The sequence below is a fragment of the Rhizobium sp. RHZ01 genome, from assembly GCF_014851595.1.
In the GTDB taxonomy this organism is placed as follows: Bacteria; Pseudomonadota; Alphaproteobacteria; order Rhizobiales; family Rhizobiaceae; genus Rhizobium; species Rhizobium altiplani.
In genome coordinates this window covers 98,165-114,293 of record NZ_JACUZZ010000015.1, presented here as the reverse complement: position 1 = coordinate 114,293, position 16,129 = coordinate 98,165, and the positions used below count along the sequence as shown (strand labels likewise).

The 16,129-nt window shown below is 59.2% G+C and carries 15 protein-coding genes; 4 read left to right on the top strand and 11 right to left on the bottom strand.

All coding sequences use genetic code 11. The features are described 5' to 3' along the window. Positions 1-20: 20 nt before the first annotated feature. The 3 genes from IB248_RS17020 to IB248_RS17010 are packed head-to-tail and all read right to left on the bottom strand — an operon-like array spanning position 21 to position 2,100. Positions 21-797, bottom strand: a complete 777-nt coding sequence (locus IB248_RS17020; RefSeq protein ID WP_192241307.1) for an SDR family oxidoreductase — start codon at positions 795-797, stop codon at positions 21-23. Between the two features lie 27 nt (positions 798-824). Further along, positions 825-1,688, bottom strand: a complete 864-nt coding sequence (locus IB248_RS17015) for a MurR/RpiR family transcriptional regulator (RefSeq protein WP_025661273.1) — start codon at positions 1,686-1,688, stop codon at positions 825-827. Between the two features lie 22 nt (positions 1,689-1,710). Continuing rightward, entirely contained in the window at positions 1,711-2,100 is a 390-nt protein-coding gene (locus IB248_RS17010) for a RidA family protein (protein ID WP_192241306.1), read from the bottom strand. Positions 2,101-2,212: 112 nt separating this feature from the next. On the opposite strand from IB248_RS17010, the gene IB248_RS17005 reads away from it, so the two are divergent. The 3 genes from IB248_RS17005 to IB248_RS16995 are packed head-to-tail and all read left to right on the top strand — an operon-like array spanning position 2,213 to position 5,295. Beyond that, positions 2,213-2,698: a hypothetical protein gene (locus tag IB248_RS17005; protein ID WP_062376155.1), complete on the top strand. Its 486-nt coding sequence runs from the start codon at positions 2,213-2,215 to the stop codon at positions 2,696-2,698. A gap of 19 nt (positions 2,699-2,717) precedes the next feature. After that, a complete protein-coding gene (locus tag IB248_RS17000) occupies positions 2,718-4,178 on the top strand; it encodes a M81 family metallopeptidase (protein ID WP_192241305.1) in 1,461 nt (486 codons plus the stop codon). 16 nt (positions 4,179-4,194) lie between these two features. Next, a complete protein-coding gene (locus IB248_RS16995) occupies positions 4,195-5,295 on the top strand; it encodes a D-TA family PLP-dependent enzyme (protein ID WP_192241304.1) in 1,101 nt (366 codons plus the stop codon). Between the two features lie 338 nt (positions 5,296-5,633). On the opposite strand, the gene IB248_RS16990 is transcribed toward IB248_RS16995, so the two are convergent. Together IB248_RS16990 and IB248_RS16985 are read right to left on the bottom strand one after the other, a co-directional pair. Continuing rightward, positions 5,634-6,779, bottom strand: a complete 1,146-nt coding sequence (locus IB248_RS16990; protein WP_348648604.1) for a hypothetical protein — start codon at positions 6,777-6,779, stop codon at positions 5,634-5,636. Next, entirely contained in the window at positions 6,712-7,467 is a 756-nt protein-coding gene (locus IB248_RS16985) for a hypothetical protein (protein ID WP_192241303.1), read from the bottom strand. The genes IB248_RS16990 and IB248_RS16985 overlap by 68 nt, the downstream gene beginning before the upstream one ends. Positions 7,468-7,909: 442 nt before the next feature. Between IB248_RS16985 and IB248_RS16980 the strand changes: the two genes are divergently transcribed. Continuing rightward, the gene (locus tag IB248_RS16980; protein WP_192241302.1) at positions 7,910-8,206 is read left to right on the top strand and encodes a hypothetical protein; all 297 of its coding nucleotides are present in this window, start codon (positions 7,910-7,912) and stop codon (positions 8,204-8,206) included. Positions 8,207-8,233: 27 nt separating this feature from the next. Here the strand turns inward: IB248_RS16980 and ugpC are convergent, their stop codons facing one another. The 6 genes from ugpC to scpA form a co-directional block, all read right to left on the bottom strand. After that, on the bottom strand, positions 8,234-9,367 hold the full coding sequence (gene ugpC, locus IB248_RS16975) for a sn-glycerol-3-phosphate ABC transporter ATP-binding protein UgpC (protein WP_192241301.1): 1,134 nt from the start codon (positions 9,365-9,367) through the stop codon (positions 8,234-8,236). Positions 9,368-9,453: 86 nt separating this feature from the next. Beyond that, the gene (locus IB248_RS16970; protein WP_025661280.1) at positions 9,454-10,683 is read right to left on the bottom strand and encodes an ABC transporter substrate-binding protein; all 1,230 of its coding nucleotides are present in this window, start codon (positions 10,681-10,683) and stop codon (positions 9,454-9,456) included. 34 nt (positions 10,684-10,717) lie between these two features. Next, positions 10,718-11,578 carry a carbohydrate ABC transporter permease gene (locus IB248_RS16965; protein WP_018858424.1) on the bottom strand — a complete coding sequence of 287 codons (861 nt, stop codon included), beginning with the start codon at positions 11,576-11,578 and terminating at the stop codon, positions 10,718-10,720. Then, the gene (locus IB248_RS16960; protein WP_018858423.1) at positions 11,575-12,459 is read right to left on the bottom strand and encodes a sugar ABC transporter permease; all 885 of its coding nucleotides are present in this window, start codon (positions 12,457-12,459) and stop codon (positions 11,575-11,577) included. Before IB248_RS16960 ends, IB248_RS16965 begins: the two co-directional genes overlap by 4 nt. A gap of 13 nt (positions 12,460-12,472) precedes the next feature. Further along, a complete protein-coding gene (locus IB248_RS16955; RefSeq protein ID WP_025661283.1) occupies positions 12,473-13,630 on the bottom strand; it encodes a Gfo/Idh/MocA family oxidoreductase in 1,158 nt (385 codons plus the stop codon). A gap of 250 nt (positions 13,631-13,880) precedes the next feature. Next, complete coding sequence (scpA, locus tag IB248_RS16950) at positions 13,881-16,019, bottom strand: methylmalonyl-CoA mutase (protein ID WP_192241300.1); 2,139 nt, start codon at positions 16,017-16,019, stop codon at positions 13,881-13,883. Positions 16,020-16,129 lie beyond the last annotated feature (110 nt).

Here is a 16,129-nt window from a genome sequence, read left to right as displayed (position 1 = left end):
TTCCTCTCTTGCTATGTCTTTCAGTAGTGCTCGGATTGCGAAAAGGTACGGGCAAGTTCCGCCTGACCGGCGGTGAGGCCGCAGTCCACCGGCAGGCAGACGCCGGTGATGGCAGCCGCCTGCGGGCCAGCCAGAAATGCAACGGCATTGGCGACATCCCGGGGATCGACAACCCGCTGCAGCGGGTACCAGCGGCGCGCTTCCTCAAAGACATTGGGATTGGCGGCAGCGCGCGCCTCCCAGGCCTGCGTACGCACGGTGCCGGGCGCAACCGCATTCGAGCGGATCCCGAGCTTTCCATATTCCACGGCAATCAGTTTGGTCAGATGCAGCAGTCCGGCTTTCGCTGCGCTATAGGCAGGATGGCCGAAGACGTTCATGCCGTTGACGGATGCAATGTTGACCACCGAGCCCTTCGTCGCTTCGAGCTGTCCCTCGACGGCGCGGAAGCAGAGGAACGCCGCCTCGAGATTGAGGGCATTGTCCATCCGCCAGATTTCCGCAGTGGTATCGTGCAGGCTGACGGCGCGCGCAGCACCGGCATTGTTGACCAGCGTCCTGACCGCACCAAGCGTTTCGGCACGCTTCGCCATCTCGGCAACACTTGCCTCGTCCGTTACATCACAGCCACAGGCGATGAAGCGTTCGGCCGCGCCCAGCGCATGGGCGGCCCTCTCGGCGGCGGCAAAGTCGATGTCGACCATCAGGATGGCATCGTGATCCTCGGCAAGCCGCTCGGCAATCGCACGGCCTATATCACCCGCAGCACCGGTCACGATTGCTACCGTCTTTGTCATTCTCTACCCCTCTTTGGCATGGAATGGTCAGTCCCCGAGCAGTTGCCGGTCATCACCATCGCGGTGGGCAACGAGCTGCTGCTTGATGCGGCGCAGCGCTACTGCCGCCTTTGGCTGGATGGCATAGGCAACGAGGCTGGCGAGAATATCGACCGCCGCCAGATAGGCGATGCGGGTCGAGGTGGGCCGGAAGATATTGTTGCCCTCTTGCAGATCGATCGGCACGACGATTTCGGCTGCTTGCGCGACCGGGCTATTGCTCTGGGTGAGCGCGATCGTCGTCACCTTCGACTCGCGCGCAAGAGCGAAGGCACGCACGAGCTCGGTGTTGCGTCCGGTGAAGGACGAGCCGATCAGCACGTCGTTCTGCTTGGCGGCGGCGGCCATCATCAATTGCATGCCGTGATCGGAGCTTGCGGTGACATGCAGGCCGAAGCGAAACAGGCGGTTTTGCAATTCACTGGCAATCATTGATGAATTGCCACCAGAGCCGAAGGCATAAATCATGTCGGCGCGTGCAAGTCGCCCGGCGGCAAGCTCGATGGCAGCAAGATCAAGTGAACGATGAAGCAGGAAGAGAGCGTTCTGCGCCTTTGTTATGATGTCTTGCGCGACATCGCCCGGATTAGTGCTTTTCGGCTCAGGTTTCAGGTACCGCATCCCGACATAGGCTGTTCGGGCAAGCTGGACCTTGAAATCGGAGAAGCTTTCACAGCCAAGCCGCCGGCAGAAACGCGTGACCGTCGGCGGCGATACGTCGGCCTTTTCGGCAAGCTCGATGATCGAGGCGTTCACCGCGAACTCGAAGTCATTGAGAAGGATATCCGCGATACGGTTTTCCGAGGGCGAAAGCCGGGGCTTCTCTTCCTGCAATGTAGAGAAAATGTCCAACCGAGCTCTCCCGTCGTTTGCGCTATTGATCCTTCGGCTTATACGCTACGCAGTCGATTTCAACCTTGCAGTCGACCATCATTGATGACTGGACGCAGGCGCGCGCCGGCGGGTGGTCGCCGAAATATTGCTGATAGATGGCGTTGAAGGTCCAAAAGTCGCGAGGGTCGTCGAGCCAGACGCCGCACCGCACCACATGCTCGACGCCGTAGCCGGCTTCGTTGAGAACAGCGATCACGTTCTCGATCGTCTTGTGCGTCTGCGCGACGATGTTTCCATCAATGATCTCGCCATTGTCCATGGCAACCTGGCCGGAAACATAGAGCCATCCGTCTGCTTCGACGGCGCGGGCAAAGGGGAGGGGCTTGCCGCCGGCACCTTTTTGAACCGTGCCATAACGCTTGATGGACATTGGTCGATCCTTGCAAATTATTTTCGTATTAAGTTGACAAGTCACCATAGAAAGCGGAATTTGACCAGCGAAAAACAGCGTTCATGAAAAGAATTTCAATGCGGGGGAGATAATGCGCGATCCTTTCAAAAATCCGTTTCCTGCTTCGGACGCTGCCCGCCACTCGATCTGGGAGATGCTGGTAGCGCGCGATATCGATGCATTCCTGGCTGCCGACTGGTCGATGGTCGAGCATGATTTCGTCGAGGAAGGCTTCCTCGGCATCGACGGACGCAAGCAAGTCAGCCCCGACAAGTGGCGCCTGGCGTTTCCGACTTTGTCGGCCTACCGTGACGAGTGGCTGCGTCAGGCACGAGACTTTGCAACACAGTCCTTCTCTGAGGACACCCGTAGCGCCATCTTCACGACCACCACGCTTGAGGACATCGAGATCGAAGGTGAAATGGCGCTGGTGCGCAAGAAGTTCGATGGCGGCCTTACCAAGGCCGATGGTACGCGTGATGTGATGCAGTGGCAGACGCTCTATTATTGCCGCCTGCATGAAGGCCGCTGGAAGATATGCGGCTTCACCGGCTACCTGCCGAACCCGATGGGCTGATCAACACAAAGGCAAACCCTTGCGCATTTTTACGGCGGCGCTCGCAACCGAGACCAATACGTTTTCCCCGATCTGCGTCGATCGGCGGGCGTTCGAGGCGTCCCTTTATGCGCCTCCAGGGCAGCACCCGGAAACCCCGACCCTCTGCACGGCGCCAATCACCGTAGGGCGGCGTGTTTGCGCCGAGAAGGGATGGGAGCTGATCGAGGGTACGGCGGCGTGGGCGGACCCGGCCGGACTGGTAAACCGCTCGACCTATGAGGGGCTTCGCGATGAGGTGCTGACCCAGCTTGAGGCCGCGATGCCGGTCGACGCCGTTATCCTCGGCCTGCACGGCGCCATGGTCGCAGCCGGCTACGAGGATACTGAGGGCGACATACTGGCGCGTGTACGCGCGATTGTCGGGCCTGATGTCCTTGTCTGCGCCGAACTCGATCCGCACAGTCATCTTACAGCCAGAAGGCTGCAGGCCGCCGACTTCTTTGTCTACTTCAAGGAGTTCCCGCACACCGATTTCGTCGATCGCGCGGAGGATTTATGGCGCATTGCCAGCCAGACGCTGGAGGGTCGATCAAAACCGGTCATGTCCGTCTTCGACTGCCGGATGATCGATGTCTTTCCCACCTCGCGCGATCCGATGCGCTCCTTTGTCGACAAGATCATGCGGCTTGAGAAGGAGGACGCTGATATCCTCTCGATCTCGGTCATTCACGGCTTCATGGCAGGCGACGTGCCGGAAATGGGTACGAAGCTGCTTGTCGTCACCGACGACAAACCGGAGAAGGGTGAAGCCTTGGCGCGTGAACTCGGCCTCGAGCTGTTTTCGAAGCGTGGTACCTTCATCATGCCGCAGATCGACGAGATTGAGGCCGTAACGCAGGCAGTGGCAGCAACGTCCTGGCCGGTCGTCGTCGCCGACGTCTGGGACAATCCGGGCGGCGGCACTGCCGGCGATGCCACCGTCCTGTTGCAGGAACTCCTCGCAAGGGATGTGAGAGATGTTGCGATCGGCACGATCTGGGACCCGATGGCGGTGCAGATCTGCATGGCGGCGGGAAAGGGGGCCGAAATTCCCCTGCGCTTTGGTGCCAAGTCCGCACCCGGCACCGGCAACCCGGTCGATGGCGTCGTCAAGGTCGTGAAGCTCGTCACGAATGCTGAGATGCGTTTCGGCGAGAGCTTTGCGCCATTCGGCGATGCAGCGCACATCGTACTCGACGGCATCGATATCATTCTGAATTCGACCCGCGCCCAGAGCTTCGACCCAAGCCTTTTCTCGGTCATGGGCATCGATCCGATGTCCAGGAAAATCCTGGTGATCAAATCGACCAATCATTTCTACGCATCCTTCTCCAAAATCGCTGCGGAGATCATTTACTGCTCTGCCGGAACGCCTTATCCCAACAATCCGGCCAAGACACCTTATCGTCGGGCGCCGAAGAACATCTGGCCGATGGTCGAAGATCCCCACGGCCGCTAGCGCGGAGAGCCGTCACATGCAGCAGAATTCGTTTGCCGTCGTCGCCAAGCCGGGCGACAGGGTCGCCGACCTTTCAACGCCGCGGCCGATCATCGATGAGGAGCGACTGGCGGCAAACATTGCCCGCACGCAGGCCTACATGGACAGGCACGGCCTAAACTTCCGTCCGCACATCAAGACGCACAAGATCCCCGCGCTTGCCACCGAGCAGATCGCGGCAGGTGCCAAGGGCATCAATTGTCAGAAGATCAGCGAGGCGGAAGTGTTCGCCGCGGCCGGCTTCGAAGACATCCTGATCACCTTCAATATCCTTGGCGCGCAAAAGCTCGAGCGCCTTGTCGCGCTCAACGACAGGATCTCGGCTCTGAAGGTCGTTGCCGATAGCGCCGTGACGGTCGACGGCTTGTCCTCTACCTTTCAATCCCGCAAGCCGCTGACCGTTCTTGTCGAATGCGACACTGGTGGCGGGCGCTGCGGTGTCCAGACGCCCGAAGAAGCCAAGAACCTTGCCAAGCGCATTCACGACGCGCCAGGGCTTTCCTTCGGCGGCCTCCTCAACTACCCGAAGCCCGCTTCCGCCGAGGCTGTGCAAGCGTTCCTCGGCAAAGCACTGCTGCTCTTGAACGCTGACGGCATTGCCTGTCCAATTGTCAGCAACGGCGGCACGCCAAGCCTGTTTGAGGCGCATCTCGTGAGCGCTGCGACCGAGCACCGCGCTGGCACCTATATTTACAACGATCGCTCCATGGTCCGTGCCGGCCACTGCAGCGAGGCCGACTGCGCCATGCATGTACTGGCAACCGTCGTGTCGCGCCCGACCGCAGATCGCGCCGTCATTGACGCCGGATCGAAGGCCCTTACGTCCGATCTGCTTGGCTTCTCCGACTTCGGAACAGTCGTCGGCTATCCCGAGGCGGTGATTGCTGGTCTCTCCGAGGAGCATGGCGTCATCGACCTTTCAAAATGCGGCAACAAGCGTCCTGAGATCGGCGAGAAGGTCCGCATCATTCCGAACCATACCTGCGTTGTCTCCAATCTCTTCGACACGATGGTGTTTCATCGTGACGGCGTGGTCACACGTGTCGAAGACGTGGCTGCGCGCGGTCTTGTCTGGTAGAGCCCTGGGGTGCTTTCCCTATCAGCCTCGGTCGTGTGGAGGTTTGCGCGGTGGGATCCACTTTGGAGCGCTGACAAGACAGCTCGCGGTCCTCAATCTCGCGGCGAGGGCTAGATCTTTAGGTGTCAGATCCTCGGCGCGGCCGCGCCAGCGTCCGGCGGTGTCCTGACCGCCAAAAAGCTCTGTGAAAGAAAAAGATGTATGAGAACTAGGGCCGGAGCGAGGAGGCGGCTTGCGGAGTCCATGGGTTACATCCAAGGCATGGCAGATAACATAACTGTTTCGAGGGCGGATTTGCGGATTGCATGCCTGCTAAAGTCGCGCGGCGAAAATCACGCTCAGCAGAACTCTTGAGAGATAGCCTGAATCTCCTTCGAGGGTGTCCCGTAGATTACAAGCTTCACATCTAGGTCGAACGTCTTCATCAAATAAAGGGCTCGCCGTATGGCGGCCTGGATCCAACTGCTGGGATTGCCGAAGGCGCCGCCGCCGAGAAGCGTCAGGAAGACTACGTTCGAAACGCCGCGTTGCGCGTTCAAAACCGCAGCCCACATGGTGGCCTCATATGCAGCCTCCAGGACTAGCGATCCGAACAACTCCCAAAAAGGCGGCGCTACGCGACTATAGGCAACGGGGAGCGCCGAACAGAGCGCCTGTGAGACTTGCGGCCGTTTCGGCCCCTCCGCTTCGGTGGCTTCCACATCTCTGTGTAGCCCAATGCGAAGCTTCCCACGCAGAATGTCGATCTCGTCCGGAGCAAGCGATTTAAGATGCCGCGTGATTGCATCAAGTCCCGCCTTGTTGCACAGCGCGTAACCGTTTTTCATGGTCCAAAGATCGCTGACAGGTAGTTTGATCCCGCTGCTCAAAGCCGCGCCAAGGTCTGCGAGCCCGTCGAGCTGCCTCGTGGCGGTCTGGCCCTCGCAACCCTCGATAGGAACGAAATAGTTTCGGTAAATGGTCGCTGAGCCCGCCGCAATGGCGCAAGCTGGCCCTTGAGTATGGTCGCTTTGATATCGGGTAATGCCCTGTTCCGGGGTCACTTCTGGCGACACCATCTCGAGGAGATTGAACTGTGATGCAACTTGGAACAATGCGCCGGCATTTTCGAGGGACCGGTGCATGCTCCGTATGTCACCGGTCACCACATTCGTTCGGATCCGACCCGGCAAACCGCCCCCAGATTTTGCCTTCTCGCGGAGCTCCTCAAGGGAAATCAGTTCAAGGTCGCCAGTCGCATAACTCGCGCTATTGACCCGGGAGTGCAGTCTCCCGTCAACGATCTTGAGCCGTGCACGGGTTTCTTCGTAGCCGGTCTCCCTGAATCCCGTGAGCTTTTCGAACCAGTCAGTCATACGTTCTATCCCTTGCCACATCCTGACGCGAATACCCAGGCCGCACGTACCTGTCGCGGGCTCAGCTTGAAATCGTTGGATTGAAATGTTCTTTGAGCTTTTCGCGGTCTTGCCGACTAACGCGCGCACCGCTCAGGTGGACGATACCCGATGTGGGGATACCCCCGAATTCTCCCTTCACAACAAGGCGATTGCAGCGTTGCCCTAGCAAGGCGGTTTCGCCGTTTGTGTTTGTTAGCTGCTTGAAGGTTCGCAGGCCAATCACGACCAAGTGCTGGGGCTCCAATACTTCAACAATCCGCTGCGCTCGTTCGAGACTAAATTGCTCCAGTTCGCGCCTTAGCGTCGACGGGATAGAATCCCATGCTTTCATATTGGGAGCGCGGAAAAAGACCATGTTGAGCCCAGTATGCTTTACCGTTTCGATCCCGAATACGGCTCGAAGATGGTTCGCCAGGGGTGACGACGCATTTGCATGCCATGATTGATCCGGCCAACCGTCATGCTGACCTTCATCGCTCTCGTCTTGCCGCCCGCCGGGCTGAAAACCCAGGAACATGTACGGCGCACGCACCATCGGCGGACCATAGAGAATTCGGAAGCCCAACGCTGCCGATCCGAGAGCCGGCTTGAGTTTGTCGTAACAGGAGCGGGTTTCTTCATAAATCTTTCGACAGACGATCTCGGCATCCGACATATTGCTCGCCGTTCTTGGCGAGGGTCGCAAACCGTCGTTAACGTCGCGCTCCACCATGCCCTTGGCTCCGGCCGCGTATTCGAGATCTATCTTTCCGACATGTCTGTAAAGGCTTCTCATGTGATCTCCGTTCGTTGACTAGACGCCTTGGCCCGCCGACCTTGCCGTACTCGGCACCACGTGCTCGGATTTTGAAGAGCTACGTCGTTGTAATTGGAACTGACACGAGCTCTACATCTCGATCCTCCCTTCATCAGAAGGCGGCGACAATCGTGGTCGAAATCGGCAGACTGAGGCCAAGAGATAAGTGGGATGCCTTACACGCAGCGACTTGCTCGCTGACGCCAATTGTTAGTGGTCAGGTGCCAAAAAGAGCGCGGTGTCCTGACGAATGCCCACCTCGGTCGACGCACGCTCTCGGTTGGCTGAAATTGACAAGCCCCCCGCAACATGACCTGTGATGTCGGACCCCGCGCCTTCCTTTGGTGTCGGACACTTGACCTTACGCGATTGAAAAGCATCTTCTTTTGTGTGGGCGTTAGGCACGCGGGAGGTCACGTCGATGAGAGTCTTAGTTGCAGTGGGAATGGCAGCAAGTCTTTTGGCAATATCGGCGGCCGAGCCGCCCTGGCAATGGCAGACCTTTCACGGCGTACGGATGGATTCCGATCCCGTGCTGCTTTCGCGGTTTGACAGGATCTATCGCTATTGCTTGCCCGAAGCCAACTATCGCGGCTCACCCTATCCGACAAATGCCTGGCACATCACAGCGCTGAGAAGCTGCATGTATCGATTCGGGGTCGTGGACCGGGGGGCTTATTCCTATCCGGCCAACAGGCTCTTCTATCCTCTCTTCTGAGGTGGAGCACCAGCACGGGGTTGGTGATCACGCAGCCGTGGGGTTGAGGAGGTTCATGTCGATGCTCGTCAGCTCCACATGGCGCTCGAACGCGATGCCCGCCTCATCGAACAGATGGCAGTCGGCAACATTGATCCCGGTGACGAGTGGCTGATCCGGGTGAACAGCGGCGCGCCCATGCAGCGTCGCGCAGAAATTCTCGCTTTCGCCGTCGAGCGACGCATAGGCGACCGTCTGGGCGCCAAGGCGCTCGATGACAGACGGGGTAACGGTGAAGGCGATGTCGCCAGACCCGATCTGGATATGCTCCGGACGTACGCCCAGGGTCAGCTGTTTGCCAATAGCGCCGCCTCTTGGCGTGACAGGGATCACCGCCTTCTGTCCTTTGTAGTCGATTTCGATGCCGGCATCGCTGACACCTGTACAGGTGACGGGCAAGAAGTTCATCTTCGGATTGCCGATGAAGGCGGCAACAAAGATGTTGGCAGGCTTGTGGTAGAGTTCTAGCGGGGCGCCGGTTTGGGCGATCTCGCCGGCATTCAAAACCACAATCCGGTCCGCCATGGTCATCGCCTCGATCTGGTCGTGCGTGACATAAATCATCGTCGCCTTCAGCTGGCGGTGCAGTTTGGCAAGCTCGATGCGCATGTCGGCGCGCAAGGCAGCGTCGAGGTTGGAGAGTGGCTCGTCAAACAGGAATATCTTCGGTTCGCGCACGATCGCGCGGCCGATCGCGACGCGCTGGCGCTGACCGCCTGAAAGCATCCCCGGCTTCTGCTGCAGGCGCTGATCCAGGTGGAGGATGCGCGCGGCATGCTCGACCTTGGCCTTCAGCTTCTGCTCTTCCATTTTTTCCACCCGCAGCGGGAACGCGATATTCTCGAACACAGACATGTGCGGATAGAGGGCATAGGATTGGAACACCATGGCGATGCCGCGCTTGACCGGCGGCAGGTCGTTGACCCTCAGCCCGTCGATGACGATGTCGCCGCCGGAGGTTGCGTCCAGGCCGGCAATCATGCGCAGCAAGGTGGATTTGCCGCAGCCTGATGGCCCGACGAAAACTACGAACTCGCCGTTCCTCACCTCAAGCTGAACACCCTTGAGAACCTCGAAGTCGCCGTAGAACTTCTGAACCTTGTTGAGAAGAAGCTGTCCCAAAACTTGTCTCCGGTCACCGCCGCTGCGGCACTGTATGCGATAGTCAAAGGGATCGCGGTTGTTGCGCCCGCGATCCCGACAAAGGCTTACTTGAACGCTTCGATCTCGCCAGCAGCCTTCTTGAGAGCATCGGCCGGCTCGGCCTTGCCCGTCACGACAGACTGTACCATTTCGATCATCGAATTCTGGAAGCCCTTGTAGTCGGTGAAGAGCGGCTCGGGACCGCCGAAAGTGATACCGTCGATGAACGGCTTCCATGACGGATCAGCCTTGACGAACTCATCGACCTTCGGCGACGGACGCAGCGGCGTCAGGCCGGCACCACCCTGAAGTTCGTATTCGCCTTGCGGGCCCGGCGAGGTGATGAACTTGGCGAATTCGATCGCCTTGTCTTCCACACCCGTACCCTTGAAGACCGCCAGGCTGTCGGTGATGAGCAGCGTGCCTTCACCCTTGGCCGACGGGCCGAGCGGCAGCGGTGCGACGCCCCAGTTGATCTTGGTGTCCTTCAGGCGGGCAGCAGCACCCGAACCTGCCTGGATCATGCCGACCTTGCCATCGAGGAAGATGGCGCGGATTTCGTTCTGCTCGTAGGCGGTTGCGCCTTCGACGGAGTAGGGCGTGATGTCCTTGTAGGCCTGCAGGGCGGCCAGGACTTCCGGGCTGTCCATGACGATCTTATCGCCGTCGATCACCTTGCCGTTGTTGGTGTAAACCCAATGCATGAACTGATGCATGGTGTTGTCGAAGGTCTTCGCCGGGAGGCCGTAGCCTGCAATGCCGGTCTTTTCCTTGATCTGCTTGGCGGCGGCAATTTCCTCAGCCCAGGTCTTCGGCGGGTTCTCCGGGTCGAGGCCGGCCTGCTTGAAGATGTCCTTGTTCCAGTAGAGTGCCTTGGTAGAGAAGGCGACCGGCACGCCCCACTGGTTGTTGTCGAAGGTGACGGTGTCGACGATGTTCGGGTAGTAGCTCTTCTTCTCGTCGTCGGTCATCGGCACCGGAACGATCAGATCGTTCTGGGCGAATTCCTTCAGCGTACGCGAACCGACATAGGCCATGCCGACCGGAGTGCCGGCAGCAGCCAGCGTCGTGGCCTTGTCCTGGCACTGTTCCCAGCCGACAACCTCAGGCGTGACCTTCCAGCCTGGGTTCTTGCCTTCCCATTCCTTGATGTATTTCTCGTGGATCGGATCGATCTTGTCGCCGCAATAGATCCAGCTGATCTCCTTGTCAGCGGCGTGCGCGGTCATTGCGCCGAGCGCGGTAGAGCCGAGCAGGGCAAGGGCCATCAGCCCGGTCTTGAATTGAATTGTCACGTTGTTAGCTCCCGTTTTTTCTCTGGTGGTTGACTTACTGTTTCACCGCGCCCGCGGTCAGACCGCTGACGAGATACCGTTGAAGGAAGAAAATCACGATCATGGCCGGCGCAATGCCGACGAAACTTGCAGCCATCAGTTCATTCCACACGACTTCCTGGCGGCCGAAATAGGCGAAGAGCCCGACCGGCAAGGGCGCAAATTCACTCTTGGAATTGAAGGTGAGCGCGAAGATGAACTGCTGGGCATAGGAGCCGATGAAGGTGGTGATCGCGACTACCATGATGCCCGGCATGGCGATTGGCAGGATGACCCGGCGCAGGGTATAGAAATGGCTGGCGCCGTCGACGAATGCGGCTTCGTCCAGCTCCCGCGGAATGCGCATCATGTAGGTTCTGAGCAGCCAGATCGCCGAAGGGATCAGGAAGGCAACGCCTGGAACCATGATGGCGAAATAGGTATTCAGCAGGCCGAGCGTTCGCATCAGCCGGAAGAGCGGGATGAGCAGCACCGCGCCCGAAAACATGTTGACGGCCAGGAACGCGCCGAGCAGCAGCCCGGCGCCTTTGAATTCAAACCGCGCGAACGCATAGGAGGCAGGGATGACGAGCACCAGGACAACGGCGGTGACGATGGTCGAGATAAAGAAGGAATTGAAGATGTAGCGCGCAAAGCCCGGCACGCTTACCCACATGGTCCGATAGGCCTCGAACGAACCGTTCTCGGGGATGAACCGGTAAGGCGATGAAAAGAGCTGGCTGAGCGGCTTCAGCGATACCAGGAAGCCCTCGACGAAGGGCGCAAGCACGAAGGTAAGGAACACCAGGATGCCGGCATAGATGCCGATGATCTCATACCATTTGTACCGATGGATCAGCAGATGCGGCTGTTTCATCGCTTGTCTCCGGAAGTAAGGCGGCTGGTCACGCGGAAGTAGCAGACGCAGAAAATCGACAGGAAGATGCAGATCAGCACGGCGCGCGCGGCGCCTTCCCCGTATTTGTTCGAGCCGATCGCGGTTTTATAGGTGTCGATGATCATCGTCGTCGTTTCGCCGCTCGGGCCGCCACGCGTCAGGATCCAGATGATGTCGAATGAGTTGAACGTAGCGATCAGCGACAGCATCGACATGGTGATCATCGACGGGACGATCAGTGGCAGGGTAATGCGCCGGAAGCGATAGAAACGGCCGGCCCCGTCGGTCCAGGCGGCCTCATAGAGATCCTGCGGAATCGCCTGCATGGCCGCGAGCATATAAAGCGTGACCAGCGGAACGCCGATCCAGACATCGGTGATGATCGTCGCCCAGAACGCCGTGGACCCCTGCGCGAGAAATGCGACCGGCGCGTCCACCAGCCCGAAGCGCTGCAGCATGCCGGAAATCATCCCGAACTGGCCGTTGTACATCCAGCCCCACATGAAGATGCCGATCGCCATTGGGACAATCCATGGCGGCATGGTCAGGACGCGGAAGAGCGCCCTGCCGGGAACCGCAGAATTCAGCATCGTTGCGCCGAACACACCGATGATCATCTTGATGGAGACGGAAAAGAACGTCCAGATGAAGGTGCGAATGATGACTTCGGCGAAGGTAGCATTGAAGATCTTGCTATAGTTCACCCAGCCGACCCAGTTCGTCGTCTTCTTCAGCGACGCATCGGTGAACGAGAGGATGAATGTGTCGACCAGCGGATAGGCGACGATCACTGCGACATAGAGGACTGCCGGAAGGAGAAGTATCCAGGCAAAGATGACTGCGTTGCGTTGGACGCTCATCTTGCCGCCCTCCTCAAGCCGCTCTTGCGTGCAGGGCTTCGTCGAACCTGTCCCAAATCGGGCGCAGATCGATCACCGCCTTTTTCATCCTTGCCTCGTCCATCGATAGGGCAAGGATGCCGGCCTCAAGGGCGTTGAGTGTCGAAACAGGAAGTTCGGTACCGGTACGCACGCTGTCGAGCAAATCCGCTGCCATCTGTTCGTCGGCACCGTAATGCTGCGAAAGCTCGGTCGCCACGTACTTGTTCTCAACCACCTTCTTGCCCGTCAACTGCTCATGGACGTCGAGATAGCCGCGGACGAAATCGCCCTCCGCCATGCCGCGCGATCCCATGATTGCAAAACGGCGGAACTGGTCGGGAACGTTGAGGTTGGTATGGAAATTCATGCCGACGCCATTGGCATATTCGACGATCGCCACCTGATAGTCGATGATGTCGCCGTCACTGTCGAAAACCTTGTCGGACCCCATCCAGCCGCTCGGCTTGCGGTGAAAAAGCTCCAGGTCGTTGATGCCTTCGCGTGCGGGATCGTTGGCCGGAATGAAGCTCTTGCGGCCGCCGAAGCTTGCAACGCGCTCCGGACGAGCGCCGACGACGCCGTTGTAGAGATCAAGGTCGTGGCAGCACTTTTCCAGCATGAAGCTGCCCGAATAACGCTCGTAGCGACGCCAATCGCGCATGAAGAAAGCGCCGTGGTAGGGCTCGATATGCTCCGAGGCCTCGATCGAGACGATCTGTCCAAGCTTGCCTGCAGCCTGAATGGCGCGAAGGTCCTTGTAGAGGGGCGAATAGCGAAGGACGAGACCAACCATCAGTCGCTCATGACCGAACTTCGCCATCAGACGGGCGAGCTCAATGCTCTCGGCGACCGTCGTGACGATCGGCTTTTCGCAGAAGACCTTCAGGCCACTTTCAAGACCCAGCCTGATATGATCGAGATGCATGTGGTTCGGCGAACCGATCATCAGGAGATCGAGCTTTTCCCTGGCGATCAGCTCCTCAGGGGAAGCATAGGCCGTGCCGGCAGAGATTCCTTTTTCGACAAGACCCGGAAGACCTGCCGGGTCGGGGTCGACGTAACCCACGATCTCGAAGCTTTCATCAACGGACTTGAAGACGTAGCCAAGATAGCCGAGCCTGAAACCTAGCCCGATAATTCCCACTTTCATGCTCTTCTCGTTCCCATTCACGTAATTTATTTTCGTCAAGTTGGGACAAAATTTCGAACTCGTCAACACGAATCCCGCGAAAAGTTGCAAGCATGAAATTAATTTTCATAACCACCCATTTCCCAGCTTCAATCGCCTTCAATCGGGCATGAACGCCCGTTCTGGCCGCGCGCAAACGCCGAAGGATGGCCTGCGAGCTTGCGTGAGGGCCCGGCAACGGCGAAAAACGCCGTCGTCGCGCTGCCTCGATCTAGCGGTTTCGCCGTTTGCCCTCGAGCAGATCGAGCACGGAATTTGCGGCATCGAGAACGTTCGTGCCCGGGCCGAAGACCGCCGCAACCCCGTGGTCCATCAGGTACTGGTAATCCTGCCGCGGAACGACCCCTCCCACCACGACGATGACATCGCCGGCGCCCTGTGCCTTGAGTTCGTCAACCAGTTGCGGTGCCAGTGTCTTGTGGCCAGCCGCCAGCGACGACATGCCAACCACATGTACCTTGCTGGCGACCGCGAGGTCGGCGGCTTCCTTTGGCGTCTGAAAGAGGGGGCCCGCCAGCACATCAAAGCCAATATCGCCAAACGCCGAGGCGATCACCTTGGCGCCGCGGTCATGACCGTCCTGGCCAAGCTTGGCAACCATGATTCTCGGCCTCTGACCGAGGACCTTGCCGACTTCGACCATGCGGTCCTTCAGTACTGCCAGCTCCGGCTCGTTGCGGTAGGCTTGACCATAGACGTCCCTGATGACCTCGGGCTCGGCTGCGTGGTCCCCGAAGGCCCGACGCATGGCATCCGAGATCTCGCCAACAGTTGCCCGCGCGCGCGCCGCTTCGATGGCTGCCGCAAGCAGGTTCCCCTTGCCGCTGCTTGCGACCTCCTCAAGCACCTTGAGGGCCGCTTGTACCGTAACGCCATCGCGGCGGCGTTTCGTGTCTTCGATCCGCGCAATCTGGGCGGCGCGCACGGCTGCATTGTCGATCGCCAGGATCTCGAGCTCTTCTTCCGTGTCGAGACGATATTTGTTGACGCCGACGATGACCTCTTCACCCTTGTCGACCGCCGCCTGGCGTCGCGTCGCCGCTTCTTCGATGAGCCGCTTGGGCAATCCCTCGTTCACCGCCCTGGTCATGCCGCCGAGTGCCTCGACCTCTTCGATCAGGGCCCAGGCCTTGTCGGCAAGCGCCTTTGTCAGGCTCTCGACATAGTAGGAGCCCGCAAGCGGATCAACGACATTGGTTACGCCCGTCTCATGCTGAAGAATGAGCTGCGTGTTGCGGGCGATGCGGGCAGAAAACTCCGTCGGCAAGGCGATTGCCTCGTCGAAGGAATTGGTGTGGAGCGACTGAGTGCCGCCCAGAACCGCAGACATTGCCTCGAAGGCGGTGCGGATGATGTTGTTGTAGGGATCCTGCTCCTGCAGCGAGACGCCCGATGTCTGGCAATGCGTGCGCAGCATGAGGGAGGACGCTTTCCTGGGCTCGAACTCCTCCATGATGCGCGTCCAGAGCAGGCGCGCAGCACGCAGCTTCGCTGCCTCCATGAAGAAATTCATGCCGATGGCGAAGAAGAAGGAGAGGCGGCCGGCAAAATCATCGACGTTCAATCCCTTGGCGAGCGCGGCACGAACATATTCGCGCCCGTCGGCAAGCGTGAAGGCGAGTTCCTGGACAAGCGTCGCGCCGGCCTCCTGCATGTGATAGCCGGAGATCGAAATGGAGTTGAACTTCGGCATCTCCCTTGCCGTGTATTCGATGATATCCGCAACGATGCGCATGGAGGGCTCCGGCGGATATATGTAGGTGTTGCGGACCATGAACTCCTTGAGGATGTCATTCTGTATCGTCCCCGAAAGCTCGGCCCGGGACACACCCTGTTCCTCGCCGGCAACGATGAAGCTCGCAAGTATCGGAATGACGGCGCCGTTCATCGTCATCGAGACCGAGATTTTCTCCAGCGGGATGCCATCGAACAGGATCTTCATGTCTTCGACGCTGTCGATCGCAACTCCTGCCTTGCCGACATCGCCGACGACGCGCGGATGATCGCTGTCATAGCCGCGGTGGGTTGCCAGGTCGAAGGCCACGGAAACGCCCTGCTGGCCGGCAGCGAGCGCCTTGCGGTAGAAGGCGTTGGAGGCTTCCGCCGTGGAAAAACCGGCATATTGCCGGATCGTCCAGGGGCGGCCAACATACATCGTGGCTCGCGGCCCGCGGGTAAAGGGTGCAAAACCCGGCAGCGACCCGAGGTGCTCGGCACCCTCTATATCGCCCTCGGTATAGAGCGGCTTGACGTCTATCCCTTCGGGCGTGTGCCAGACGAGTGCGTCGGGGGAAGCCTTCAGCTCTTTCTCGGCAAGAGCCTGCCAGTCGCCAAGCGTTTTCTTCGTCATGCTATCCTCCGGCATTCTTCTTTTGCCGCAGGCTAGCACTTTAACGACGCGAGGCGCGATAGAGCTTTAGGATATTTTATGAAGAAGCTATTCCGGAAAACTTGCTGGTC